At 67.9% G+C, this 23,663-nt stretch carries 26 protein-coding genes and 1 pseudogene; 20 read left to right on the top strand and 7 right to left on the bottom strand.

Translation table 11 applies throughout. The annotated features are described in order from the left end of the window. The first annotated feature begins 20 nt into the window (after positions 1-20). The 9 genes and pseudogenes from KW843_RS10325 (at position 21) to KW843_RS10285 (ending at position 9,466) form a co-directional block, all read left to right on the top strand. Positions 21-1,325 (top strand): DUF3526 domain-containing protein, encoded by a 1,305-nt coding sequence (locus tag KW843_RS10325; protein ID WP_218295031.1) that lies wholly within the window; start codon positions 21-23, stop codon positions 1,323-1,325. 98 nt (positions 1,326-1,423) lie between these two features. Further along, a pseudogene (locus KW843_RS10320) lies at positions 1,424-1,546 on the top strand (IS481 family transposase); the annotation flags it as partial. Positions 1,547-1,886: 340 nt separating this feature from the next. Continuing rightward, positions 1,887-3,509 (top strand): sensor domain-containing diguanylate cyclase, encoded by a 1,623-nt coding sequence (locus tag KW843_RS10315; protein WP_218295030.1) that lies wholly within the window; start codon positions 1,887-1,889, stop codon positions 3,507-3,509. Between the two features lie 573 nt (positions 3,510-4,082). Continuing rightward, positions 4,083-4,796, top strand: coding sequence for an IPTL-CTERM sorting domain-containing protein (locus KW843_RS26995; RefSeq protein WP_218295029.1), 714 nt, complete (start codon positions 4,083-4,085; stop codon positions 4,794-4,796). 208 nt (positions 4,797-5,004) lie between these two features. Beyond that, the gene (locus KW843_RS10305; protein ID WP_218295028.1) at positions 5,005-5,298 is read left to right on the top strand and encodes a hypothetical protein; all 294 of its coding nucleotides are present in this window, start codon (positions 5,005-5,007) and stop codon (positions 5,296-5,298) included. Between the two features lie 171 nt (positions 5,299-5,469). Next, entirely contained in the window at positions 5,470-6,186 is a 717-nt protein-coding gene (locus tag KW843_RS10300; RefSeq protein ID WP_218295027.1) for a response regulator transcription factor, read from the top strand. Beyond that, positions 6,183-7,553, top strand: a complete 1,371-nt coding sequence (locus tag KW843_RS10295) for an ATP-binding protein (protein ID WP_369642453.1) — start codon at positions 6,183-6,185, stop codon at positions 7,551-7,553. Before KW843_RS10300 ends, KW843_RS10295 begins: the two co-directional genes overlap by 4 nt. Before the next feature lie 139 nt (positions 7,554-7,692). Further along, positions 7,693-8,766, top strand: coding sequence for an ABC transporter ATP-binding protein (locus tag KW843_RS10290; protein ID WP_218295026.1), 1,074 nt, complete (start codon positions 7,693-7,695; stop codon positions 8,764-8,766). Between the two features lie 7 nt (positions 8,767-8,773). Continuing rightward, positions 8,774-9,466 (top strand): HAD family hydrolase, encoded by a 693-nt coding sequence (locus tag KW843_RS10285; RefSeq protein WP_218295025.1) that lies wholly within the window; start codon positions 8,774-8,776, stop codon positions 9,464-9,466. Positions 9,467-9,491: 25 nt separating this feature from the next. Here KW843_RS10285 and KW843_RS10280 read toward each other — a convergent pair whose 3' ends face one another. Further along, positions 9,492-10,034, bottom strand: coding sequence for a DUF1697 domain-containing protein (locus KW843_RS10280; protein WP_218295024.1), 543 nt, complete (start codon positions 10,032-10,034; stop codon positions 9,492-9,494). Positions 10,035-10,262: 228 nt separating this feature from the next. On the opposite strand from KW843_RS10280, the gene KW843_RS10275 reads away from it, so the two are divergent. Continuing rightward, entirely contained in the window at positions 10,263-11,234 is a 972-nt protein-coding gene (locus KW843_RS10275; protein WP_218295023.1) for an AEC family transporter, read from the top strand. A gap of 33 nt (positions 11,235-11,267) precedes the next feature. Here the strand turns inward: KW843_RS10275 and KW843_RS10270 are convergent, their stop codons facing one another. Next, on the bottom strand, positions 11,268-11,663 hold the full coding sequence (locus tag KW843_RS10270) for a VOC family protein (RefSeq protein WP_218295022.1): 396 nt from the start codon (positions 11,661-11,663) through the stop codon (positions 11,268-11,270). A gap of 41 nt (positions 11,664-11,704) precedes the next feature. Then, entirely contained in the window at positions 11,705-12,343 is a 639-nt protein-coding gene (gene pdxH / locus KW843_RS10265) for a pyridoxamine 5'-phosphate oxidase (protein ID WP_218295021.1), read from the bottom strand. Between the two features lie 93 nt (positions 12,344-12,436). Here pdxH and KW843_RS10260 point away from each other — a divergent pair, with 93 nt between their 5' ends. The 5 genes from KW843_RS10260 to KW843_RS10240 all read left to right on the top strand — a co-directional run bounded on the left by KW843_RS10260 (position 12,437) and on the right by KW843_RS10240 (position 16,789). Continuing rightward, positions 12,437-13,009, top strand: a complete 573-nt coding sequence (locus tag KW843_RS10260) for a TetR/AcrR family transcriptional regulator (protein WP_218295020.1) — start codon at positions 12,437-12,439, stop codon at positions 13,007-13,009. Positions 13,010-13,190: 181 nt separating this feature from the next. Next, positions 13,191-13,652: a (2Fe-2S)-binding protein gene (locus tag KW843_RS10255; protein ID WP_192425055.1), complete on the top strand. Its 462-nt coding sequence runs from the start codon at positions 13,191-13,193 to the stop codon at positions 13,650-13,652. 15 nt (positions 13,653-13,667) lie between these two features. Then, entirely contained in the window at positions 13,668-15,959 is a 2,292-nt protein-coding gene (locus KW843_RS10250; RefSeq protein ID WP_218295019.1) for a xanthine dehydrogenase family protein molybdopterin-binding subunit, read from the top strand. A 38-nt stretch (positions 15,960-15,997) separates the two neighbouring features. Then, positions 15,998-16,156 carry a hypothetical protein gene (locus tag KW843_RS10245; protein WP_218295018.1) on the top strand — a complete coding sequence of 53 codons (159 nt, stop codon included), beginning with the start codon at positions 15,998-16,000 and terminating at the stop codon, positions 16,154-16,156. A 36-nt stretch (positions 16,157-16,192) separates the two neighbouring features. Next, positions 16,193-16,789 carry an NTP transferase domain-containing protein gene (locus KW843_RS10240; protein WP_255594655.1) on the top strand — a complete coding sequence of 199 codons (597 nt, stop codon included), beginning with the start codon at positions 16,193-16,195 and terminating at the stop codon, positions 16,787-16,789. A 100-nt stretch (positions 16,790-16,889) separates the two neighbouring features. Here the strand turns inward: KW843_RS10240 and KW843_RS10235 are convergent, their stop codons facing one another. Then, positions 16,890-17,420, bottom strand: a complete 531-nt coding sequence (locus tag KW843_RS10235) for a superoxide dismutase family protein (protein ID WP_218295017.1) — start codon at positions 17,418-17,420, stop codon at positions 16,890-16,892. A gap of 95 nt (positions 17,421-17,515) precedes the next feature. Further along, the gene (locus KW843_RS10230; protein ID WP_218295016.1) at positions 17,516-18,103 is read right to left on the bottom strand and encodes a gamma-glutamylcyclotransferase; all 588 of its coding nucleotides are present in this window, start codon (positions 18,101-18,103) and stop codon (positions 17,516-17,518) included. 104 nt (positions 18,104-18,207) lie between these two features. Here KW843_RS10230 and KW843_RS10225 point away from each other — a divergent pair, with 104 nt between their 5' ends. After that, positions 18,208-18,726, top strand: coding sequence for an OmpA family protein (locus tag KW843_RS10225; protein WP_218295015.1), 519 nt, complete (start codon positions 18,208-18,210; stop codon positions 18,724-18,726). Between the two features lie 131 nt (positions 18,727-18,857). Here the strand turns inward: KW843_RS10225 and gloA are convergent, their stop codons facing one another. Both gloA and KW843_RS10215 read right to left on the bottom strand, forming a co-directional pair. Beyond that, on the bottom strand, positions 18,858-19,271 hold the full coding sequence (gene gloA / locus KW843_RS10220; protein ID WP_010458830.1) for a lactoylglutathione lyase: 414 nt from the start codon (positions 19,269-19,271) through the stop codon (positions 18,858-18,860). Next, on the bottom strand, positions 19,268-19,819 hold the full coding sequence (locus KW843_RS10215) for a PaaI family thioesterase (RefSeq protein WP_218295014.1): 552 nt from the start codon (positions 19,817-19,819) through the stop codon (positions 19,268-19,270). Before KW843_RS10215 ends, gloA begins: the two co-directional genes overlap by 4 nt. A gap of 79 nt (positions 19,820-19,898) precedes the next feature. Here KW843_RS10215 and KW843_RS10210 point away from each other — a divergent pair, with 79 nt between their 5' ends. Genes KW843_RS10210 through KW843_RS10195 form a run of 4 tightly spaced genes read left to right on the top strand, consistent with a single transcriptional unit; the run spans position 19,899 to position 23,640 of the window. Beyond that, positions 19,899-20,390, top strand: coding sequence for a MarR family winged helix-turn-helix transcriptional regulator (locus KW843_RS10210; RefSeq protein ID WP_218295013.1), 492 nt, complete (start codon positions 19,899-19,901; stop codon positions 20,388-20,390). Then, on the top strand, positions 20,380-21,678 hold the full coding sequence (locus KW843_RS10205) for an MFS transporter (protein WP_255594654.1): 1,299 nt from the start codon (positions 20,380-20,382) through the stop codon (positions 21,676-21,678). The genes KW843_RS10210 and KW843_RS10205 overlap by 11 nt, the downstream gene beginning before the upstream one ends. Before the next feature lie 47 nt (positions 21,679-21,725). Continuing rightward, positions 21,726-22,232: a MaoC family dehydratase gene (locus KW843_RS10200; protein WP_218295012.1), complete on the top strand. Its 507-nt coding sequence runs from the start codon at positions 21,726-21,728 to the stop codon at positions 22,230-22,232. Beyond that, a complete protein-coding gene (locus KW843_RS10195) occupies positions 22,216-23,640 on the top strand; it encodes an MATE family efflux transporter (protein ID WP_218295011.1) in 1,425 nt (474 codons plus the stop codon). The genes KW843_RS10200 and KW843_RS10195 overlap by 17 nt, the downstream gene beginning before the upstream one ends. Positions 23,641-23,663: the final 23 nt, after the last annotated feature.

The following is a 23,663-nucleotide window of genomic DNA, read 5'->3' as shown; positions in this document are numbered from 1 at the left end:
CTACAACCACAACCCGTCGCATGCCATATCCACGCCTCATCCATTGGCAGGCCGAGGGCCTGCGCTTGTACCGCCAACCCGTGGCGTGGTGGGCGCTGGCTGCGCTTTTGCTGGTGCTGTTGGCCTCTGCCACCGTGGCGGGCCTGGACGCCCGAGCCTGGCGCCAAGCCGCAGCGCAGGACGAAACCGCATTCGCCGACAAACTGCACGCCCAGCAACTGCGCCTGCAGGCCAGCCCCGCACCCAGCGCGGCCAGTGCCACCGCCACCTACCAGCTGGGCCGCAGCGATCTGGGCGTCACCCGCATGCCGGTAGAGGCAGGCCTGGCGCTGGGCGTGCAGCGGCTGCAGGTCTTGCCGTCGCGCACCAAGGCGTCGCTGGACACCCGGCATGTCGATTCGCGCGACCCGGGTCCGCTGCGCAACCCTTTGCTCACGGACACCGGTTTGCCCGGCCTGCCAGCCATGGTGGCGCTGCTGCTGCCGCTGGTGGCCCTGGTGCTGTGCGCCGGGCTGCTGCAGGAAGAGCGTGAGCAGGGCCGGCTGGGCCTGCTGCGGGTGCAGTCGCACTACGGCATCGGCCCCATCCTGCTCGCCGCTCTGGGCTGCAGGCTGCTGGCGCTGTGGATGGTTGCGGTGGCAGCCACCATGCCGGCGCTGCTGCTGGACCCTGGTGCCACCGCTGCGGTCGCCTTGCAGTGGGCTGCCGCGCTGGGCGCGTTCTGCGCGTTGTGGGTGGCACTGGGCGGCATCTTGTCGTGCCTGCCCATCAGCGGCGCCACCAGCATACTGGCTGCGCTGGGACTGTGGCTGGCGTTGACGTTTGCCGTGCCCGCGGGTCTGGTGTTGCTGGCGCAAAAAGCCGCGCCCCTGCCATCGCGCCTGTCAGCCGTGGTGGCCCTGCGCGACGCACAGCACCAGGCCGAGGACAACGAGCAGGCGCTGGCCGAAGCCTGGTACGACGAACACCCGCACATCCCCGCGCAACAGCCCGCTGCATGGCCCGCCAGCTTTGTAGTGCGCGTGCTGGACCAGGACGAAACGCTGCAGCCCTTGGTGGAACAGTTCCGCCAAAGCCGTGTACGGCAAGCCCAACAGGTGTCGGCATGGTCATGGCTGTCACCCGGCCTGGCGCTGGCGCTATATGGCGAATGGCTCGCCGGCACAGATGTGGACAGCCACACGCGCTACCAGCAGCAGGTGGACGCATTTGAGCAGCGGTGGAGAGCGTTCTTGGTGCCGCGCGTGATGAGCAAACAGGGAATGCGGGTCGAAGAACTGCGGCAGCTGCCTCGGTTTGAAGAACCACATGGCCACCCTGGCTAGATGTGAGGATTCAATAGGTTGTATCCGGTGTTCATCCGGATTGGGTTTGAGAGACTGGAAGTCGCCAAACACCCAGTCGACTCAGGACACCCAACCGAATGAACATCCATAAGCGCGCCCGACTTACGTTTGCCCGTCGCCTGGAGATGGTCCAGCAGATGACGCTGCAGGGCCTGAGCGCTGCACAAGCCGCTGCTGTACAAGGTGTCCGACCGCCCACAGCCAGTTCAGCAGCGGTGCGCCGTGGCAGTCGCACCCTCAAGGCCGACAACCGGACGGGTTGGCTGGCCTACGCACCTACATCCTTTGTCAAGACTGCCGTGCCGTTGGTAAGGCGCAATCTGACGGTGGGCGTGAACGTGGCGTTCTGACGGGCGATGCCGTCGTGATGTGCACGAGCGTCCGCAGGGGGAGGGCGTTGCTGGCTTGCACCCTATCGCTGCACCAAACCACCGAAACAACGGGGCCGCAAGTGCCATAAACCCGTGCCATACTTGATCTTACGTGGTTGATTTTGCTATCCGTTGGATGTATTTGCCCCCCTTTTTGCAACAGCCCTGCATGCCCACCACTCCCACGCCGTCCGCAAAGCTGCTGCAACTGTTACCCGAGGCGGTGGTGCAAACCGATGCGCTGTGGGAGATCACTTATCTGAATCCGGCGTGGCACAAGCTCACCGGCCATTCGGTGGCGGTGGCGCTTGGCAGGTCTTTGCTTGAATTCGTGCATCCTGACGACATCGGCACCATGCGCTCGGGCATGCCGGTGTTCCGCTTGCGCTTTGCCGACGCGGACTATCGCTGGGTGCGTCTGCAGCTCCACCCGGAGACGGATGCGGCGGATCGGGTGATCAGCCGCCAGGGTGTCCTGATCGAGATCACCGAGGTCACCGAGCAGGTGCTGGTGGAAATTCGCCAGCGCTTTCTGCGCTTGCTGGAAACCATTGATGGAGTGGTTTGGGAAGCTGAAATCGGCGTGGGCAATACCTTTCTGAGCCCGCAGGTCGAACGCTTGTTCGGCTACTCCGTGGAGGAGTGGCGGGCCGACCCCGGCTTCTGGCGGGCGCATGTGCATCCCGATGATCTGGCGCAGGCCCTGCTGATCGACGATGCCGCCTACAACGCCACGCACAGCCATGCCTACGAGATGAGCTACCGGCTGATTGCCAAGTCTGGCAAGGTGGTATGGGTGCGCGATCTGTGCCGTGCAGTGGTCGAGCCGGGGCGGCCGAACCGCATGATCGGCCTGATGATCGACGTCACCCAGCAGAAGAACACCGAACTCGAGTTGTTGCGCTCCGAAAACCGCTATTCGCTGGCGACGCGCGGATCCAATGACGGCATCTGGTATTGGGACTTGCGAACGGATGCCCTGCATGTGTCCGGGCGTTTTCTCCAGATCGTCGGGCTGGGTAGCGCCGATATTGTGCATAGCGGAGGCTGGCGCTTTCTCGAGCAGCTCATCGATCCCGAGGATCGCGGGCGCGTGCAGGAGGCCTACCGCAGGCAACTATCGGGGAACAGCCCGAACTTTTCGGTGGATTTCCGCGCGTTCCACGGGGCGGGGCGGCTGGTGTGGGTCAATTGGCGCGGGCTCGCCGAGTTCGAAGACGGCGTTGCGGTGCGCATGGCGGGCTCCTTGAGCGATCTGGCCGAACGTGGCAGTTCCTACGATGCGCTGACCAACTTGCCCGGCCGGCCATTGTTCCGCGATCGCCTCGCTCATCTCATCGCGCTGCACCAAAACGAGGTGGCGAACGGTGGTGGCATGCCGACACGCGATGGAGCCACGATGTTCGCCGTGCTGCTGCTGGATCTCAACAGTTTCAAGGCCGTCAATGACAGCTACGGGCACCACGTGGGCGACCAGCTATTGCAACAGGTGGCACGGCGGCTCGAATCCTGCGTGCGGACGGGGGATCTGGTCGCCCGCATGGGTGGCGACGAGTTCAATGTGCTGCTGGAGTCCATTGATCCCGCTGAAGCCAGCCAACGCGCGGAGCAGATTGCCGCCGCCCTGGAAGTGCCTTACGTGATTGGCAGGCACACCGTGATCAGTGGTGCGAGTATCGGATTGGCCAGCAGCGCATCCACGCTGGCGACGGTCGACGACTACCTGCGCGCTGCAGACACCGCCATGTACCGGGCCAAAAGTCAGTCATTGGGCGTGTGCGTGTTTCCATAAAGCGTGTCGGGGACAATTGCCTGCGAGGCTGTCGCATGGCTTGCCTTCCTCATCCCCTTCTGGTTTTCGGTGGTTTCGCTGGGGTGCTTCCAGTGTGGAACCAGGGGGGGTTACTGCTGGTCGATGTGCTGCCTCCGATGGAGGCCGGCAATCGAACATGTTTTTGGACTTCTGCGCCTGTTCATCAAGCGCTGGCAGCTATCGTAAATATAGCAATCGATGACATCCCGGCCTCGCGTTGACCGTGGCAGGCCTTGACGGATGGGGCACGCTTGGCGCCAGCCAACCCAAGGGGCCTTGCCTTGATCAGGACGAAAAACGGGCTCTCCAGAGCTTGGCGCGCTGGCACCTGAACACCGGCACTTCAGCGACGAATTCAAAGATGCCGGTCAGAAGACCGGTCACGATGCTCAGGGCAGAGGCGGGTCAAGCGGGATACGCCGGGCCCGGATCCAGGGCGCAACCGCGCGGCCCGCACGGGTAACATGCTGAGGCGCCGGGGCTGGCATGGGCGGCGCTTGGCGCAGTCAAGGGGGACCCAGTGCCCGGGACGGCGCAACGTGCTCACCAACCGTGGAAACCAAAATGTTCAAAAAGATCGTCTGGAAGTGGCTGGGATCGCTTGCTTGTTTGCTGGGCGCTGCGGGGGCGGCTCAAGCGCAGTCCACCACCTACGTGGCCACCGCGGCGGGCAACTACACGGGTTTCACAAACTTCACGGTGTGCGGCACGCCACCGTGCCAGAACTTCACCACGGCGATGAACACGTCTGGCTCGTTCACGACCACCGCGCCGCTGGCCGCCAACCTGGCGTCTGCACAGTTGGGCGCCTTGGTCTCGGCCTTCAGTTTTTCAGATGGCCTCACCACGTACACCCATGCAGACCCGAACGTCCGGGTCTGGAACTTCCGCGTCACGACCGATGCGAGCGGCGCGATCACGGGTGTGAACATTCTGATCCAGCGCTGGATTTCTGGCACGGCTCCCCACGGCATCGGTGACCGGTTTTCCTTCTTTGAGACCAGCACCACATCAGCAAGGCACAACATGTTCTGCAGCGGGATCGCCGTTTCCACCGCAGGCGTGGCAGATTCATGCGGCTTCGCCGGCAGCGATACCAGCACCTCTTCTGCAATCCCTGTTTCGCTGGTGTGGTCTGCCGCGGTGGCGGCTTCTTCCATACCAACCCTTTCCGAGTGGGCGTTGATGGCCATGGCGGTGTGGATGGCCATGGTGGCCTTGCAGCGGCTGCAGCGCCGTGACGGCAAGCGCCACGGGCAGCGCTGACGTCACCGGCCTGCCAGCTCAAGCCTGCCGCCCGCGCACGCCGCACCATCCCGCCAACCCCTTGCGCGAGGTGCCCGGTTGCTGGATTTCATCTTCGTGCTGCCCACGTTCGTCCGGGCCTGCGGATCCTGGGTCCGCCGCTGCCTGCGGGCCGATTCAGGCCACCGCCGAAGGTGCCCGGCAGGCCTTCTTTTCTTTCGGAACGCAGATGAACCGCGAAGCACTTCATGGGCTGCTGGTGAACACGCTGGGGCTGGTGCCCCAGCCGTTGGCGAACGCCGTGTCGTGCACCTACTTTCACCAGAAGGTGGAGTGGCATCCGGCGCGCAGCACCCGGGTGTTCCGCGTCCTCTTCGATGCCGGCGGGGAGCCCGACCGCATCCAGCTGTGCGCGTCCTCCGACAACAACAACACGGTGCTGATAGGCCGCCCGTTCAGCGCCCGGGCTTTGACGGAACTGGCGGTTCAGGAAATAAGGCGGATCGAGGCGCGGACGGCCTAGAGAAGGGACAGGGCGCGGCGGGCAGCACAGGCCCTTGTGCGGGCTGGCGGGGTTTCACCCACCGTGGGCCGCGCCCGCCCGCGCCGCGCTCCGCACGCTTTCGACTTGCTTTCACCCGGCCTCCGTAGAAGCACAGTGGCCGGCCCCCCGGCGGGAGGGCATGATCGCGGGATGAAACTGCTGTTGGTGGAGGACGATTTTGACCTGGCCGGCGCCCTGAGCCGCAGCCTGGTGGCGCGCGGCTTCGAGGTGCTGTGCTGCGCGGATGGCAAGGAGGCCCTGGCCGCGGCGCGGCGCACGGCCTTCGACGTGATCACGCTCGACCTGTCGCTGCCGGGCCTGGACGGCCTGGAGGTGCTGCGGCGCCTGCGCGACGGCGGCAGCACCACGCCCGTGCTGGCGCTGACGGCCCGCGCCGCGGTGACCGACCGCGTGGCCGGGCTGGAGGCCGGGGCCGACGACTACCTGGCCAAGCCCTTCGACCTGGACGAGCTGGTGGCGCGCCTGCGGGCCCTGACGCGGCGGGTGGGGCGCGACGGGCAGCTGCGCTGCGGGGCGCTCTACCGCGACCCGGCCAGCGGCGTGTTCTACAACGAGGCGCTGCCGCTGGACCTGTCGCAGCGCGAAGCCGAGCTGCTGCGGCTCCTGATGTCGCGCATCGACCGCGTGGTGAGCAAGGAAGAGCTGCGCACGCAGGTGTTCGCCGACACGGGCGAGCAGGTGCAGGCCGACGCGGTGGAGGTGGTGGTGCACCGCCTGCGCAAGAAATTGGTGGGCACCAATGCCGAGATCGTGACCCTGCGCGGCGTGGGCTACCTGCTGTGCGACGCCGACAGCATGGCCGCGCAAAAGGGCGACAAATCGGACAAGGGCGGGGTACCCCGGTGAGTGTGCGCACGTGGTGGCGGCCGTGGCGCCCCCGGGGCGGTTCGCTGCACCGGCTGCTGCTGGTGTGGCTGCTGGTTCCACTGTGGGCGCTGGTGGCGCTGATCACCCTGGTGCAGGTGGCACAGCAGGTGCGGCACGATGCCGCCGCGCAGGACGAGGCACTGCGCGCGGCGCTGGCGGACTGGCCCGTGGCGCCGCCCGACACACTGCCCACGGCGCATGGCTCCACGCCGGTCTGGTATCGCGAAAGCAACCTGGATGGCGAGCGCCTGGCCGGCAGCGCCGCCCTGCCGCGCGTGCCCCCCGCCGAAGCCGCGCGGGGCCCGGGCAATGTGCATTTCTACCTGGCGCAGGCGGGGGACCAGCTGGTGCGGGTGGCGGTCACGCTGCATCCGCCCCCGGCGGCGCAAGGAGGGCAGGGCGCCGCCCCCGTGGTGGTGCGCCAGGTGGCCCGTCCCTGGAGCGAACGCGCGCCCCGGCTGCCCAGCCTGGCCGTCGGCGGGGCGGGCGTGGGCGGGATGTACCTGCTGGCGCTGGCCATGACGGCCATGGTGGTGGTGGTGGCGCGCGTGGCATCGGGCTGGCTGCTCCATGCCGATGTGTCGCTCACCCGGCCGGGCGCCGGGAACCCGGGCCACGGTGACGAAGGCCCCTCGGAGCTGGCGCCCGCCGTGCGGCACTTTGGCGAGCTGCAGCAAAGCCAGAGCCGCTGGATCGACGAGCAGCGGCGCTTTCTGGCCGATGCCACGCACCAGCTGCGCACCCCCATGGCGGTGCTGCGAACGCAGCTGCAGTCGGCCATTTCCGGCGACGTGCTGGTCGCCGATGCGCTGCACCAGATGTTGCACACGGTGGACCGGGCCTCCGGCCTGGCCAACCAGCTGCTGAGCCTGAGCAAGGTGGAGCAGCTCAAGCGTGTGGGCGAGCTGCCCAGCGTGGACCTGAACGCCATCGCGCGCGAGGCCGTCATGGAGCTGGCGCCGCTGATCGCCGCCAAGCGCCTGGATTTCGCGCTCGAGGGCCCCGAGGCGCTGTGGGCCCCCGGCGACGCCGCCCTGCTGGGCGAGCTCATGCGCAACCTGCTGGCCAACGCCATCCACCACACGCCCGCGCACGGGCGGCTGGGCGTGCTGCTGCGCGACAGCACTGGCCACAAGGAGGTGCTGGTGTGGGACGAAGGCCCGGGCATCGACGACGCCGTGCGCCAGCGGCTGTTCCAGCCGTTTTCCGCCGGCAAGGGCGGCGTGGGCCTGGGGCTGTCGATCTGCCGCCAGATCGCCGAGGCCATGGGCGCCGAGGTCACGCTGTTCAACCGCCTCGACCAGGGCCAGGTCATCGGCGTGGACGCCCTGCTGGCCTGGGGCTGAGCGCATGCCGTCCCCCCATGCCGGCTTTCGGTTTTTTTCACCCACCAGTCCCGGACCTGGCATCGCATCCCGGCAAAGTGCTCGCGCGGCTCCAGCAGGACTTTGAACAGGCTTTCGGACACCTTCACGCATGCCCACCATGACGAACCCCGATTCCCACGGCATTGAATTCCAGGGCGTGAGCAAGCGCTATGGCCCCGGCAGCCATGACCCGCTGGCCGTGGACCACATCAGCTTCACCGTGCCGCGCGGCACGCTCACCACCATCCTGGGCCCTTCGGGCTGCGGCAAGACGACCACGCTGCGCATGATCGCCGGGCTCGAGTCCCCGACCTCGGGGCGCATCCTCATCGAAGGCCAGGATGTGACCGCCCTGGGCCCCGCGCAGCGCAATGTGAGCCTGGTGTTCCAGAGCTATGCGCTGTTTCCTCACATGAACGTCATCGACAACGTGTGCTATGGCCTCGCCATGTCGGACATGAAGAAGGGGCCGGCCCGCGAGAAGGCGCGCGCCATGCTGGACACCGTGGGCCTGCACGGCCTGGACCTGCGCAGGCCCCACGAGCTCTCGGGCGGGCAGCAGCAGCGCGTGGCGCTGGCCCGGGCGCTGGCGCTGGAGCCGGCGGTGCTGCTGTTCGACGAGCCGCTGTCCAACCTGGACGCACGCCTGCGGCGCTCCATGCGCGAGGAAATCCGCACGCTGCAGCAGCGCCTGCGGCTGACGGTGGCCTACGTCACCCACGACCAGAGCGAGGCCCTGGCGGTCAGCGACCAGATCGTGGTGATGAACAAGGGCGCCATCGCCCAGCGCGGCGCGCCCAGCGAGCTGTACGAGCAGCCCGCGTCCGAGTTCGTGGCTGGCTTCATGGGCGAGGCCATGCTGTTCGAGGGCCGCAACCACGCCGGCGGCCCGGCGGGCGCCAGCCATGCCGAGTTCGGCCCGCTGCGCGTGCCGTCTCCCGCCTCGCTGGCCTCTGGCCCGGTGAAGATCGCGGTGCGGCCCGAGGCCTGGGTCATCGGGCCCGCCACCGCCACCGGCGTGGCCGCGCGGCTGACCAAGCGCACCTACCTGGGCAGCATCATGGAGTACACCTTCGCCAGCGCGCTGGGCGAGATTTTCGTGGTCTCGCCCCTGGTGAAGTCGCCCTTGGACGTGGGCGCCCCCGTGAGCCTGACCCTGGCGGACCACGGGGTGTCCGTGGTGGCGGGGTGAGCGCACGATGGAGCACTGCGCCGTAGCGATTTTCGATCTGGACAACTGCCTGCTCGACGCACGGGCCGTGGGGCCGCTGTTCGAGCCCGCGTTCGAGGCCATTCGGCAGGCCAACCAGGGGGCGCTGGCCCCCGCCATGCTGGAGCAGGCCCTGTACCAATGCTGGTTCACGGCGTTTGACCTGGTGGCCGAGCGCTACCGATTCACCCCGGCCATGCGCGCGGCGGGCTGGCGGCAGTTCAGCCAATTGCAGGTGCGCGCCCCGCTGCACGGCTACCCCGACATCGGCCTGCTGCCGCGCATTCCCCTGCGGCGCTACCTGGTCACCAGCGGCTTTCGGCGCCTGCAGGACAGCAAGATCGACGCCCTGGGCATCCGGCCCTGGTTTGAACAGGTGTTCATCGACGCGGTGGACGAGCGCCCGGCGAGCGATGGCGCACCGCACGGCAAGCAGCCGATTTTCGAACAGATCCTGGCGCGCGAAGGCTGCGCACCCCGGCACGCGCTGGTGATCGGCGACAACCCCTTGTCCGAACTCGCGGCCGGGCGCGCGCTGGGGGCCACCACCGTGCAGACCGTGCGGCCCGGCGTGCGGCCCTGGGAGCTGGCCGACCACCAGGTGCAGGGGCTGGAGGGCGTGCTGCAGCTGCTGTCGCCGCCCGGCCCGCCGCACACGGGCGAAGGGCCGGCAAGGGCCTGAGCGCGGGCGCGGGCCCCTGGCCTTGTCAGCCGTGCTTGCGCACCAGCCGGGCCACCGTGCCCCAGGTGCGCGTGGTGGCCGGCAGGCCGAGCTGCTGCTCGGCAAAGACGTTCGGGTTTCCCATGGTCTTGCCGACAAGGTGGTTGTACGACAGGGCCTCGGAGCCGGTGTAGAGCAGCACGCGCACGTCCTCGCGGGCATTGCGGGTGGGCAGCGGGGGCAGCAGCTTCGCGCCGTCGTGCAGGAAGGTCACGTAGAAGTCGTAGATGGGCGGCGCCTTGGCCATGCCCTCGAACGGATCGCGCGCCAGCAGCGTGTGCAGATAGGCCATGCTGCGCAGAAACACGGGTTCATCGAATCCATGCCCGCCGCGCAGCGACCGCTGCACCGTGCGGACAATCCCCTGCGCGGGCCGCACGCCGCGCGCGCTGAAGGCGACCGTGCCATTGGTCTGGAACGAGGCGGCCTCATCAGCGCCAGCTTGCAAGAACGCGCTTTCCAGCGCCATGCGCGACGGTGCATGGCCATGGCCGAGGTTCAGGTTGCGGAAGAAGGCGGCGAACTTCATGGACGCAGGGGGCAGGGCGGTGTTCCAGAATACAGGAGGGCGCCAGGCCCGGCGGGCGGGTCCGCGCAGACGGACGCTGCCTTGCACGCGCATTGAATCAGTCCAAAATGCCATCTGGCGCCATATCCGCCTGCGCCGCCAGCTATCGAAAATATAGCACCCCGGAGCCAGGGCCCCGCCGGCCAGGCGCACAATACGCGCCCACCTGTCCGCCGTTGGTTTCTGATCTTGAACTCCGCCGTCTTCACCTCGCTGATCCCCGTCATCCTGTTCATCGCCCTCGGCTTCTACGTGGGGCAGCGCGGCTGGATACGGGCGGCCGCGGTGAAGGACCTGGCCAACCTGGTGTTCATGGTGCTCACGCCCGCGCTGCTGTTCCGCACCATGAGCACGGTGCGCATCCAGGACCTCGACTTCGGCCCCGTGGGCATCTACTTCGTGGCCTTTGGCATCGTGTATGCGGCCACGCTGGCGCTGCAGGGCTTCAACACCCTGGCGGCGGCGCGGGCCCTGGCCAACACCTTCAGCAACACGCTCATGATCGGCGTGCCGCTGGTGGGCCTGGTGTTTGGCGACGCGGGCCTGGTCACGCTGTTCACGCTGATCTCGGTGCACTCGCTGATCCTGCTGACCGCCGCCACCGTGGTGTTCGAACTCGCGGCGGCGCGCGAGCATGCGGCCGCGGACGGCGGCGGTGGCGGGGCGCACCAGCCCCTGTGGCGCATGGTGCTGCAGGCCATGCGCAACGGCATCGTGCACCCCGTGCCGCTGCCCATCATCGCGGGCCTGCTGTTCGCGCAGACCGGGCTGGTGGTGCCGCAGGTGGTGGACAAGCCCCTGCTGCTGCTCGGTCAGGCCCTGGGGCCCATCGCGCTGCTGCTGGTGGGCGTGACGCTCGCCTTCACCAGGGTGGGACGCCATTTCAGGGCCGCGATGCGCATCGCCCTGGTCAAGTGCGTGGCGCACCCCCTCGTGCTGGCAGCGCTGGGCTGGGCGCTGGGCCTGTCGGGCCTGCCGCTGGCCGTGATGATCGTGGCGGCCTCGCTGCCCGTGGGCGCCAACGTGTTTCTGTTCGCGCAGCGCTATGGCGTGGCCGAGGACGAGGTGACGGCGAGCGTGGCGGTGTCCACCGCGCTGGGCCTGGTGACGATGCCGGTGGTGATCCTGGCGGTGACGCGCTGGGTGGTGGCAGCGCCGTAGACGCGGCCTGCGAAGGCGATCGGGCGCGGTGGCTCAGGCGTCCCCGGGGACGTGGCAGGCCACGCAGAGCTTGTTGCCGTCGGGATCCCGGAAATACGCGCCGTAGTAGTGGGCGTGGTACTGCGGGCGCAGGCCCGGCGGGCCGTCGCAATGGCCGCCGTGGGCCAAGGCCGCGGCGTGCACGGCATCCACCTGCGCGCGGCTGCGGGCGGCAAAAGCCGTCATCTGGCCATTGCCCGGCGCGTGCGCGCCTTCAAAGGCGATGCCGATGAGAAAGAGGGGGCGGGGGTCGGGGCTGCTCTGCCAGCCGGCCCAGGGGCGGGATGGGTCTACAAAGCGCTGCGCGACGCCCAGGGCGGCCATCAGCGGCTGGTAGAAGGCCAGGGCGCGGTCGAAATCCGTCACGCCCACGAAGATGTGCGAAAACATGCTGCTCCTTGTCGGTGCTGGTGCCGCCGGGCAGGAAACGTTCAGGGCGCCAGGCGCTCCCGCACCCACTCCCCCGCATCCATCCGATACCGCAGCCGGTCATGCAGGCGGCTCTTGCGCCCCTGCCAGAACTCCCACTGGTCCGGCTTCAGGCGGTACCCGCCCCAGTGCGGCGGGCGGGGTGGTTTCAGCAAGAACTGCGCGCCGTACCTGGTGGCATTGGCCACCAGCACGCCCCGGCCGGAGATCACCTGGCTTTGCGGGCTGGCCCAGGCCCCGATGCGCGAGTCGAGCGGACGGCTGTTGAAATACGCGTCGCTTTCTTCGTCGCTGACTTTCTCCACAATGCCTTCGATGCGCACCACGCGTTCCAGCTCCACCCAGTGGAACTGCACGGCCGCATAGGGATTGCCCGCGATCTGGCGGCCCTTGCGGCTGTCATAGTTGGTGAACCAGACGATGCCGCGCTCGTCGTAGCCCTTGATGAGCACGATGCGGGTGCTGGGGCGCATGTCGCTGCCCACGGTGGCCAGGGTCATGGCGTTGGGCTCCGGCACTTCGGCGCTGATGGCTTCCTGGAGCCACTGGTCAAACTGCTGCAGGGGGGCGGCGTGCGAGGCGTCTTCGTTGAGTTCAGCGCGCTCGTAGCTCTTGCGAAGGTCGGCGATGGAGGTGGTCATGGGCACGATTGTGCACGCCGGTTTTGTGGCGTCGCGGGGCCTTCCGTGGCCCCGGTTGTTGCCGAATGGATATTCGCTTATATTGACACACCGATGAAACCCAAAGACGACGAAAAACAGCGCGCCATTGCCCAGGCCACCTTCGAGCTGGTGGCCCAGACGGGCCTGAGCGGCCTGACCCTGGCCGACATCGCCCGCGCAGCGGGCATTGCCACCAGCACGCTGTATGTGTATTACCCGTCCAAGGATGAACTCATCAGCCAGCTCTACCAGGATGCCAAGACGGTCACGGCCGCCCGCATCATGGAAGGCATCGCGCCCGGCATGCCCTACCGCGCCCGCGTGCGGCGCGCCTGGGGCAACCTGCTGCGGCACCGGCTGGACCAATATGCCGAGGTGGTGTTCCAGGAGCAGTACTACAACTCGCCCTGGTTCACCGAGGGCAACCGCGAATTCTCGACCCGTTTGATGGCCGGTTTTTTTGCGTTGATGGAAGAAGGCCAGCAGCAAGAGATCCTGAAGGCAGTGCCCATCCCGCTGCTCACGGCCAGTCTGGTGGGGTCGGTGCGAGAGACGGGCAACCTGATCCGCACCAAGGTGCTGCCCGATGAGGAGGCCGTGCACCAGATGGCTTTTGGGCTGTGCTGGGACGCACTGAAGGCCTGAGCAGGAGATTGCGATGAATTTGTCTACCTGAGGTTGATCTTTTAATCGAATTTATATTCTCTTAAAAATGCCACTCACCACGCTCCAACCGTTTCATGGCCGATGGCGTCGCTGACACCATCCCGCTCTGTTCAATCGCCTCCCACCAAACAACAACACCTTCCCCACGGAGAACCCCACGATGCCTACCCTCAACATCAATGGCAAAGACACGGCTGTGGATGCCGATGAATCCACCCCCATCCTCTGGGCCCTGCGCGACACGCTGGGCATGACCGGCACCAAGTTCGGCTGCGGCCAGGCCCTGTGCGGGGCCTGCACGGTGCACCTGAACGGCGCGCCGGTGCGCTCGTGCATCACGCCGATCTCGGCCGCTGCGGGGCAGAAGATCACCACCATCGAGGCCGTCACGGCCAGCGACAAGGTGGGCAAGGCCGTGCACGCCGCCTGGGTGAAACACGACGTGGCGCAATGCGGCTACTGCCAGAGCGGCCAGATCATGAGCGCCACCGCCTTGCTCAAGGGCAAGAAGAAGCCGAGCGACGCCGACATCGACGCCGCCATGTCGGGCAATGTGTGCCGCTGCGGCACCTATGTGCGCATTCGCGCGGCCATCCATGACGCTGCCAAGACCCTGGCTTGATTGAAGGAGAACACCATGCACTTCGACGCACAGGCCCTGCAGGGCCAGGCCCATGTTTTCATGCCAAAACACCTTCTGGCGCTTATGGATAAAGCGCAAGCAGCTACCAATTCAGGAGTAAACGATGCAATGGAAGGCATCGGAGGTCTCGCACGGCGCACCTTCCTCAAGGTGTCGGCGGCTTCGGGCTTTGCCCTGGGCGCGTTTCCGCTGGTGGCTGCCGCGCAGGGGGCCGCAGCAGCAGCCCCCGCAGGCCTCAAGCCGTTCGAGCAGCCCTCGGCCTTTGTCCGCATCGACGCCGATGGCACGGTCACCGTCACCATCAACCGCCTGGACTTTGGCCAGGGCGTGCAGACCGGCCTGCCGATGATCCTGGCCGAGGAGCTGGACGCCGACTGGAGCAAGGTGCGCAGCGTGCACGGCGATGCCAACCAGGCCTATGCCGACCCGATGATGGGCATGCACCTCACGGGCGGCTCCAACTCCATCAAGAACTCGTACACCCAGTACCGCGAGCTGGGCGCCCGCACCCGCGCCATGCTGGTCTCGGCCGCCGCGGCGCAGTGGGGCGTGGATGCCTCGGCACTGCGCACCAGCAATGGCTTCGTCGTCGGCCCCGGGGGCAAGAAGCTGGGCTACGGCGCGCTGGCCGAAGCGGCCATGAAGCAGCCCGTGCCCGAAAAGGTCACCCTGAAGGACCCCAAGCAGTTCCGCCTCATCGGCAAGCCCACCGGGCGGCTCGATGCCAAGGCCAAGTCGAGCGGCCAGCAGGACTACGGCATCGACGTGCGCCTGCCCGGCATGCTGACGGCCGTGGTGGCCCGCCCGCCCGTGTTTGGCGCCAAGCTGAAGTCGCTGGACGACAGCGCCGCCAAGGCCATCAAGGGCGTGAAGGCCGTGCTGCGCGTGCCCACCGACCGGGGCGGCGAGGGCGTGGCCATCGTGGCCGATGGTTACTGGCCCGCCAAGCAGGGGCGCGATGCGCTGAAGGTGGAATGGGACACCAGCGCGGTGGGCAAGCCCGACACCACGGCACTGCTAGCGCAGTACCGCGAGCTGGCCGCCAAGCCCGGCAACGTGGCCATGCAGGCCGACATGGCGCCGCTGGCGGGTGCGGCCCACAAGATCAGCGCCGAGTTCGTCTTCCCGTATCTGGCGCACGCGCCCATGGAACCGCTCAACTGCACGGTGAAGCTCGATGGCGATAAGGCCGAGCTATGGATGGGCACGCAGATGCCCGGCCTGGACGCCATGGCCGCCGCCAAAACCCTGGGCCTGCAGCCGCAGAACATCAAGGTGAACACGCAGATGGCCGGTGGCGGCTTTGGCCGCCGCGCCATCCCCACCAGCGACTACGTGGTGGAGGCCTGCGGCGTGGCCAAGGCCGCGCGCACGGCGGGAATCACCGCGCCGGTGCGCACCCTGTGGAGCCGCGAGGACGACATCAAGGGCGGCTACTACCGCCCCATGCACGTGCACCGCGCCGAGATCGGCTTCGACGCCAAGGGCAAGATCCTGGCGTGGGACCACACCATCGTCGGCCAGTCCATCACCAAGGGTTCGCCGTTCGAGGCCTTCATGGTCAAGAACGGCATCGACGCCACGACCACCGAGGGCATGGGCGAGCCGTACAACGTGCCCATGAAGCTGTCGGTGCACCACCCCGACGTGAACGTGCCGGTGCTGTGGTGGCGCAGCGTGGGCTCCACCCACACGGCCTACGCCATGGAAACCCTCATCGACGAAGTGGCGCGCACCACGAAGCAAGACCCCGTGGCCTACCGCATGGCCCTGATGGGCGACAAGCACCCGCGCCACAAGGCCGCGCTGCAGCTGGCCGTGGCCCAGTCGGGCTACGGCAGGAAGAAGCTGGCGGCCGGCCGCGCCTGGGGCGTGGCGGTGCATGAATCGTTCGAGTCGGTGGTGGCCTATGTGGTCGAGGCCTCCGTCAAGGACGGCACGCCCAAGCTGCACACGATCACGGCCGGCGTGCACTGCAACCTGGTGGTCAACCCCAAGAGCGTGGAAGCCCAGGTGCAGGGCGCGGCGCTGATGGGCCTGTCGATGTGCCTGCCCGGCGGCGCCATCACGCTCAAGGACGGTGTGGTGGAGCAGAGCAATTTTGGCGACTTTGCCGTGCCGCGCATCACCGACATGCCGCAGGTGACGGTGCACATCGTGCCCAGTGCCGACCCACCCAAGGGCATGGGCGAGCCCGGCCTGCCACCGCTGGCGCCGGCGTTCGCCAACGCCATCTCGCAACTCACGGGCAAGACCCCGCGCGAGCTGCCGTTCAAGCTCGCCTGACGGCGTTGGCGCCCGGGGAGGGCAGGGAAGGAGGGGGCATGCCATCACCGGCACGCGCCCTGCTGCAGGCGTCCCCGGCGGGCCGCCCCGCGCTGGCGCACGAGATGGCGGCGCCAGTGCTGTTCCAGCTGCCGGGCGCCGCCAGCTTCATCAGCGTCCACCACCTGGTGGTGGACGGCGGCTACACGCTGGCCTGAGGCGCGCGGCGGCCGCGTTGCCGTAGCATGCTGGCGATGTCCACCCCGCACCTCGCCGATACCCCCCCCATGAAGCCGGACGGGCCGCCGGTGCCCGTCGTGCTGGTGCTGGCCTCCGGCCGGGGCGCGCGTTTCGCGGCCTCCGGCGGCCAGGTGCACAAGCTGCGCGCGCTGCTGGCCGGGCTGCCGGTGCTGGAGCACACCCTGAACGCCGTGCGCGCCAGCGGGCTCGCCTGGCACCTCGAGGACGCGGGCCATCCAGGCATGGGCGATTCGATCGCGGCGGCCGTGCGCGCCACGGCGGGGGCGGGCGGCTGGCTGGTGCTGCCCGGCGACCTGCCGCTGGTCCAGCCCGCGACGCTGCGCACCATGGCGGCGGCCCTGGGGCGCTGCGCGGTGGCCATTCCGCTGTTCCACGGAGAGCGCGGCCATCCGGTGGCTTTTGCCGCGCCGTGCCTGCCGGATCTGCTGGCGCTCTCCGGCGAACAGGGCGCTGCCGGCGTGGTGCGCCAGCAGGCGCTGCGGGGCGGGGTCCGGACCGTGGACGTGCAGGACGAAGGCACGGTGACGGACATCGACACGGTGCAGGACCTCGCGCGGGCCGAGCGCATCCTGGCCGCGCGCCGGGCCTGACACCCGCAAAGGAAACGACCCGCTGGCCGAGGTCGCGGCGAGCGGGTCGTGTGCCGGACGCGCCCTTCCGGCGCGCCGTCTTTTCCTTTTTCGGCGGTCTCTACTTCGCTGCGATGACCGCGCAGGCCAGGCGCGGGCCGGCGTTGCCCGTGGGCTGGGTCTTGTAGTCGTCGGGGTCGCGGTGCACGATCAGGCCCTTGCCCACGATGTCGTTGGCCGTGCTGCCCACGCGGATCGTGCGCGACTCGAAGCTGAAGGTGGCCACGCCGTTGGCATCCGCCTTCAGGCTGGGCAGGTCACCCGTGTGGTGCTCGCCCGCGCCGTGGTGGCCGTGCGGCTTGCCGCCCGGGTTGAAGTGGCCGCCGGCGCTCATGCCGTCGCCGCTGGAGCAGTCGCCCTTTTCATGGATATGGAAACCGTGTTCGGCGCCCGGCTTGAGCCCGCGGACCTCGCCCGACACCTTCACCACGTCGCCGGACTGGGCAAACGCCACCGTGCCCGAGGTGGTGCTGCCGCGCGTGGGCTCCAGCTTGGCCGTGGCAGACGGGCCCGACGAATAGGCGGCGCAGCCCGCCAGGGCCAGCACGGCGATGGACGAGAGCCCGAAGGCCCAACGATTCCTTTGCTTCATCAAATACTCCTTGAACGTTAAGAGACGGTGCATCATGCGGACGCCCTGCGCGCTGGTGCAAGACAGGGAGCAGGTTCGCCCGCCAAAAGTGTGCACTATTTGTGGGTCAGCGCAAGCAGCCTGGCGAGCGCGCGGTCGTGGATGCCGTGTTTGCGCAGTTCCTCGTACGTGGCCTGGGCATAGTCGCGCGTGGTGCCAAAACGGCCGCAGGCCTGCGCGAAGATGCGGCGGTACTCGTCGTCGGGCAGCTCCCCCGTGTGGTTGGGGCTTTTTCGTGACAGAGTGAAAGCGAGCGCGGACACGGTCCCCTGGGGCGTGCGGCAGGGCAGCCAGCGCGGGTCGTACACGGCCGTGACCATCTCGCGCTGCCACAGGTTGATGAGCACCTGCCGGGCATGCGCCTTGTCCACGCGGAAGACCATGCCCCGGCAGCTGCCGCCCGACAGCATGCCGAACACCAGGCCCGGGCATTCCGGCGTGCCGCGGTTGATGCGGCTCCACATCCGGAGCGCCCGGTGCCAGCCGTGCACCTTGGCGGCGCGGCGCTCGGCGTAGTCGAAATCCGGGCGCCAGATGAGCGAGCCGTAGCCAAAGATCCACAGGTCGTCGTGGCCACCCCATTCCTTGAGCGCCCGCTCCAGCATGGGGGCCGGGTCGCGAAGGGGCGCGGGAAGATTCGTCATGCGATCACTCTACAATCGAAAGCTTTGCTTCAGCGCCCTGGGGACTTGCGCCGCGAGGTTCCAGGGCCGCCACACCTTCTTTTTCATCACTTCGGGGATCTCCAATGTCTAGTTCTGACGACGATAGCCAACAACGTTTCGCCCTGGGTTTCCTGTTCGCCCTGATCGCACTGGTGATCTCCGTGGTGGTGGGCACCGTGGTGGTCAAGCGTGTCGGCGCTTCCGGCGCCGCCAAGCCCGCGCCCGCCACGGCCGTTGCAGCCAGCGCGCCCGCCGTGGTCGCCGCGGCTGACGCGGCCAGCGTCCGGGTGGAAAACGGCGTGGTGAAGTTCTACTTTGCCAGCGCCAAGGCCGACCTTGCCGCAGGCGCCAACGAAGCCCTGGCCGACGTGGTCAAGGGCGTGGCCGAAGGCAAGAAGGCCGTGATCTCGGGCTTTCACGACGCCACGGGCGACGCCGCCCTGAATGCCGAGCTGGCCAAGCAACGCGCCTTTGCAGTGCGCGATGCGCTCAAGGGCCTGGGCGTGGCGGAAGACAAGATCGAGCTGAAGAAGCCCGAAGAAACCACCGCCACCGGCAGCAACGCCGAAGCGCGCCGCGTGGAAGTGGCCCTGGGCGCCTAGTCCCTGTGCAGTGACCTCCAGCAGGTCGCCCCATGAAAAAACCCGGCAGTGCCGGGTTTTTTTTATGGGTTAAAATTTGCCTCTAGCGCTTATCCATCATGCGCCAGCAGCTATATATTTGATAGTTATTATTAGCGCAAGCCTGCGCCACCAGTCCCCTCGGCGCGCTGTATCAATTCAATCTTGTAGCCATCGGGATCCGTCACAAACGCGATGACCGTGGTGCCGCCCTTGACGGGACCCGCTTCGCGCGTGACGTTGCCACCCGAGGCCTTGATCTTCTCGCACGCGGCGTACGCATCGGGCACGCCCAGCGCGATGTGGCCATAGGCGGTGCCCATCTCGTAGCTCTCGGTGCCCCAGTTGTAGGTCAGCTCGATCTCGGCCTGGCCGGGGTTGCCGCCGTCAAAGCCCAGGAAGGCCAGCGAGTACTTGTACTCGGGGTTCTCGGACTGGCGCAGCAGTTGCATGCCGAGCACCTGGGTATAGAAATCAATCGAGCGTTGAAGGTTGCCAACGCGCAGCATCGTGTGGAGGAATTTCATCCCTTCGATTGTGCAGGCATGTCAAAAACCAGGCAGGTGGTGGTGGCGTGGGCATACAGCGTGCCGTCGGGCCCCACCAGGCGGGCCTCGGCCGTGGCCAGCTGGCGCCCGCAGTGGATCACGCGGCCTTCGGCGCGCACGCGCTGCACCTTGGGCGTGAGCGCCTTGACGAGGTTCACGCCCAGCTCGGCCGTGGTGTAGCCGCGCCCCGGCTGCATGCGCGTGTGCACGGCGCAGCCCAGGGCCGAGTCGAGCAGGGTGGCGAACCAGCCCCCGTGTACGGTGCCCATGGGGTTCAGGTGGGCCGCGCCAGGGGTTCCCTGGAAGATGGCCAGGCCTTCGCCCACCTCCATCAGCTGGAAGTCCAGCGTGCGGGCGATGGGAGGGTAGGGCAGTTCACCGCGCAGCATGGCCTGCATCATCTGCAGGCCGTTCAGGCCGGCGACCTGGTCGGGGCGCGAGACCCCCGCGCCCACGCCGGCCTCCAGGCGGGCTGCGATTTCACGCTCTTGCGCGAGCCATTGCTCGAGTTGGTTGTTCTGGGTCATGCGATACCTCGGAAGGGAATGGGGTTGATGGGCCAGCCGGCTAGTTGCATATGCAATTATTGCAGATACAATTGATCGCATGCAAGCTGAAATCACCCCCGCAAACGCGCCTGCTGCCGTGCCGCCCCAGGGCTGCACCAATTTCAAGCTGCGCCAGCTGATGCGGCGCGTGGCGCACCACTATGACACCGAGATGGCCCGGTGTGGGCTCAAGACCACGCAGTACTCGCTGCTGTCGCACGTGCTCAAGCTCGGGCCCATCCGTCCGGGCGACCTCGCGGTGGAAATGAAGATGGACGCCTCCACGCTCACCCGCAACCTGCGGCCCCTGGTGGATGCCGGCTGGGTCACGCTGGAGGCGGGGGCCGATGCGCGCAGCCGGCTGGTGCACATCACCGACGCGGGGCGCGACAAGCGTGCGCAGGCCCAGCGCTGCTGGAAAGTGGCGCAGCTGTCCCTCAACGACACCCTGGGCGCGGAGCGCGTGAACGCCCTGCATGCGCTGGTGGACGACTCCCTGGCTTTGCTGGCCAGCATGCAGGAAAAGCAGGAGCACGGCGATGACGAATGACACCCAACCTTCCCGCAACCTGGGCGGCGGCAACGTGTTCGCGGCGCCCGCCGCTCCTGCCACCCCGGGCTCACCGATCGCGCTGTGGCTCGTGCTGCTGGCCGCTGCGGGCGCGTTCGCCCTCACCATGGGCACGCGCCAGACCATGGGCCTGTTCCTGTCGGCGCTCAACACGTCCACCGCGCTGGGCATTGGCAGCATCAGCCTGGCCTTTGCGTTCGGCCAGCTCTGGTGGGGCCTGACCCAGCCGTTTGCGGGGGCCGTGGCCGACCGCATCGGCACGGGCCGCGTGATCCTGCTGGGCGTGGCGCTGGTGGCGCTGGGCACCTTCATCACGCCCTACATGACCACCACGGTCGGGTTGATTTTTGCGATTGGCGTGTTGGCCGCCGGCGGCGCGGGCATGGCCGGGCCGTCGGTGCTGATGGCGGCCACCGCGCGGCTGGTACCCGCCCACAAGCGCGGGCTGGCCAGCGGCATCGTCAACGCGGGCGGGTCGTTCGGGCAGTTCGTGATGGCGCCCATTGCCATTGGCCTGACCGCCGCGGTAGGCTGGGCCAGTGCCATGCAGTGGCTGGGTGTGCTGGTGCTGCTGGCGCTGCCTGCGGTGTGGGTGCTCCGGGGCAATTCGAACGCCTTGGCCGCGCAGGCCGCCGCCGCATCCGGCCAGAAGGCACTGACGGCGCGCGAGGCCATCGCGCAGGCGCTGGCCACGCCGAGCTACCGGTATCTGGCGGCGGGCTTTCTGGTGTGCGGCTTTCACGTGGCGTTCCTGGCCACGCACCTGCCGGGCGTCATCGCCGCATGTGGCCTGCCGCCTGAGATCGGCGGATGGTCGCTGGCCATGATCGGCTTGTTCAACATTGTCGGCAGCCTGGCCATGGGCTGGGCCGTGGGGCGCTGGCGCATGAAGTCGTTGCTGTCGCTGCTGTATGCCACGCGCGGCCTGGCGGTGCTGATCTTCTTGCTGGCGCCCAAGACGCCCGCCGTGGTGCTGGTCTTTGCCGCCGTGATGGGTGTGACGTTTCTCTCCACCGTGCCCCCCACGGTGGGGCTGGTGGCCAAGATGTTCGGCACGGCCAACATGGCCATGCTGTTTGGCATCGTGATGCTGGCGCACCAGATTGGCGGATTCTTCGGTGCCTATCTGGGCGGTACCGTCTTCCAGGCCACCGGCAGCTATGACTGGGTCTGGTACATCGACATCGTGCTGGCCGTGGGCGCGGCCCTGGTCAACCTGCCGATCCGCGAAGCCCGCCTGGTGCGCCCCGCGCCCGCCGCAGCCTGACCACGACAACATCCACCCGCCATCCCCTCATCTCCCCATTTGTTGCCATGACCGCTCACCCTGTTTCCACCGCATCCGCCCCCACCGGAATGCAGCCCGTGTACCTGGACGACCTGACCGTGGGCGACCAGTTCAGAAGCGGCGAACACGCCATGGACGAAGCGCAGATCAAGGCCTTTGCCGCCCAGTTCGACCCGCAACCCTTTCACATGGACGATGCCGCCGCCCGCGCCACGCTGTTCGGCGGTCTGGCCGCAAGCGGCTGGCATACGGCGTCCGTGACCATGCGCCTGCAGGTCACCACCGGCCTGCCGATCGCGGGCGGCATCATCGGCGCCGGCGCCGAGGTGAGCTGGCCCCGGCCCACGCGCGCCACCGACGTGCTGCACGTGGTGAGCGAGGTGCTGGAGATCCAGCCCTCCAAATCCAGGCCCGACCGTGGCATGGTCACCGTGCGCAGCGAAACCCGCAACCAGCACGGCGATGTGCTGCAGCTGTCCACCGTGCGCATCGTGGTGCCGCGCAGGCCTGCGGCCGATGGGGCAGGGGCCTGATGTGACCGAACCCCTGAACCCACGCACCCGCATGCTGCTGGAGGCGCCGATCGCGCCCACGCTGCTGCGGCTGGCGGCGCCCAATGTGCTGGTCATGCTGGCGCAGGCGGGCGTCGGGCTGATCGAGACCTACTTTGTCGGCAAGCTGGGCACCGATGCGCTGGCGGGCATGGCCCTGGTGTTCCCGGTGGTCATGCTGATGCAGATGACCTCGGCCGGCGCCATGGGCGGCGGCATCGCGTCGGCCATCGCCCGCGCCCTGGGAGCCCGGCGGCGGGACGATGCCGATGCGCTGGTGCTGCATGCGCTGGCCATTGCGGCGGTGTTTTCGCTGGTCTTTGCCGTGGGCGTGGTGGGAGGAGGGCGCTGGCTCTACACCCGCATGGGCGGCACGGGCGGAGCGCTGGATGCCGCGCTGGTCTATTCCAACTGGGTGTTCGCGGGCGCGTTTCTGGTGTGGCTGTTCAACACCTTGTCGGCCGTGATCCGGGGTACCGGCAACATGGCCGTGCCAGCGTATGTGACGGTGCTGGGCGCCTTCGTGCTGGTGCCGCTGTCGCCGCTGTTCATCTTTGGCTGGGGCCCCATGCCCGGCCTGGGCATCGCTGGCGGAGCCATCGCGCTGATGGCGTACTACCTGATTGGCAGCGCGGTGCTGGCAGCCTACTTGTGGTCGCCGCGCAGCCTGCTGCGGCCATCGTTGGCGCACATCCGGTTCCGCTGGACTCTGTTCAAGGACATCCTGCGGGTCGGGCTGGTGGGCACGGTCTCCACCGTTGCCACCAACCTGGCGATCGGCGTCACCACGGCGCTGGTGGGCGGCTTCGGCACGGCGGCCATCGCGGGCTACGGCACCGCGTCGCGCCTGGAATACCTGCTGGTGCCCTTGGTCTTCGGCCTGGGTGCACCGCTGGTGGCCATGGTGGGCACCTGCATTGGCGCGGGCCAGCGTGAGCGGGCCTTGCGCGCCACCTGGATCGGCGCCGGCATGGCATTTGTGATGGCCGAGGCGATTGGCTTGTGGGCGGCTACGTTTCCCAACGCGTGGCTGTCCTTGTTCAACAGCGATCAGGCCATGCTGGAGGCCGGCGCGCTGTATCTGCGCACCGTCGGCCCGGTGTACGGCTTTTTCGGCCTGGGCCTGGTGCTGTACTTTGCCTCGCAAGGGGCAGGGCGCCTGCTCTGGCCCGTCATCGGCAACATCACGCGCCTGGCGGTGGCGGTGACGGGCGGCTGGCTGGCGCTGCGCTGGGGCGGCGGCTTGGCGGCAGTGTTTGCCGCACAGGGCGTGGCGCTGGTGCTGTATGGCGTGGTCAACGCCTGGGCGATTGCTGGCGGCGCCTGGTTCGGCCCGGTCGGCTGGCCGCGCAGCATGGCGGGCCTGCTGCGGCGCATGCCGCAGGCTTGAAAATTGAATAAAAATAGCCGACG

It is taken from the genome of Acidovorax sp. sif1233 (genome assembly GCF_019218755.1).
Classification (GTDB): domain Bacteria; phylum Pseudomonadota; class Gammaproteobacteria; order Burkholderiales; family Burkholderiaceae_C; genus Acidovorax.
Note: the sequence above shows the minus strand (reverse complement) of the source record. Positions and strands in the feature narration are given on the sequence as shown.

Coding starts and splice junctions, on each gene's coding strand:
- KW843_RS10325 (WP_218295031.1), top strand. CDS start 21: ATGCCATATCCACGCCTCATCCATTGGCAGGCCGAGGGCCTGCGCTTG.
- KW843_RS10315 (WP_218295030.1), top strand. CDS start 1,887: ATGCCCACCACTCCCACGCCGTCCGCAAAGCTGCTGCAACTGTTACCC.
- KW843_RS10305 (WP_218295028.1), top strand. CDS start 5,005: ATGAACCGCGAAGCACTTCATGGGCTGCTGGTGAACACGCTGGGGCTG.
- KW843_RS10300 (WP_218295027.1), top strand. CDS start 5,470: ATGAAACTGCTGTTGGTGGAGGACGATTTTGACCTGGCCGGCGCCCTG.
- KW843_RS10290 (WP_218295026.1), top strand. CDS start 7,693: ATGACGAACCCCGATTCCCACGGCATTGAATTCCAGGGCGTGAGCAAG.
- KW843_RS10285 (WP_218295025.1), top strand. CDS start 8,774: ATGGAGCACTGCGCCGTAGCGATTTTCGATCTGGACAACTGCCTGCTC.
- KW843_RS10280 (WP_218295024.1), bottom strand. CDS start 10,034: ATGAAGTTCGCCGCCTTCTTCCGCAACCTGAACCTCGGCCATGGCCAT.
- KW843_RS10270 (WP_218295022.1), bottom strand. CDS start 11,663: ATGTTTTCGCACATCTTCGTGGGCGTGACGGATTTCGACCGCGCCCTG.
- pdxH (WP_218295021.1), bottom strand. CDS start 12,343: ATGACCACCTCCATCGCCGACCTTCGCAAGAGCTACGAGCGCGCTGAA.
- KW843_RS10260 (WP_218295020.1), top strand. CDS start 12,437: ATGAAACCCAAAGACGACGAAAAACAGCGCGCCATTGCCCAGGCCACC.
- KW843_RS10255 (WP_192425055.1), top strand. CDS start 13,191: ATGCCTACCCTCAACATCAATGGCAAAGACACGGCTGTGGATGCCGAT.
- KW843_RS10250 (WP_218295019.1), top strand. CDS start 13,668: ATGCACTTCGACGCACAGGCCCTGCAGGGCCAGGCCCATGTTTTCATG.
- KW843_RS10245 (WP_218295018.1), top strand. CDS start 15,998: ATGCCATCACCGGCACGCGCCCTGCTGCAGGCGTCCCCGGCGGGCCGC.
- KW843_RS10240 (WP_255594655.1), top strand. CDS start 16,193: ATGTCCACCCCGCACCTCGCCGATACCCCCCCCATGAAGCCGGACGGG.
- KW843_RS10235 (WP_218295017.1), bottom strand. CDS start 17,420: ATGAAGCAAAGGAATCGTTGGGCCTTCGGGCTCTCGTCCATCGCCGTG.
- KW843_RS10230 (WP_218295016.1), bottom strand. CDS start 18,103: ATGACGAATCTTCCCGCGCCCCTTCGCGACCCGGCCCCCATGCTGGAG.
- KW843_RS10225 (WP_218295015.1), top strand. CDS start 18,208: ATGTCTAGTTCTGACGACGATAGCCAACAACGTTTCGCCCTGGGTTTC.
- gloA (WP_010458830.1), bottom strand. CDS start 19,271: ATGAAATTCCTCCACACGATGCTGCGCGTTGGCAACCTTCAACGCTCG.
- KW843_RS10215 (WP_218295014.1), bottom strand. CDS start 19,819: ATGACCCAGAACAACCAACTCGAGCAATGGCTCGCGCAAGAGCGTGAA.
- KW843_RS10210 (WP_218295013.1), top strand. CDS start 19,899: ATGCAAGCTGAAATCACCCCCGCAAACGCGCCTGCTGCCGTGCCGCCC.
- KW843_RS10205 (WP_255594654.1), top strand. CDS start 20,380: ATGACGAATGACACCCAACCTTCCCGCAACCTGGGCGGCGGCAACGTG.
- KW843_RS10200 (WP_218295012.1), top strand. CDS start 21,726: ATGACCGCTCACCCTGTTTCCACCGCATCCGCCCCCACCGGAATGCAG.
- KW843_RS10195 (WP_218295011.1), top strand. CDS start 22,216: ATGGGGCAGGGGCCTGATGTGACCGAACCCCTGAACCCACGCACCCGC.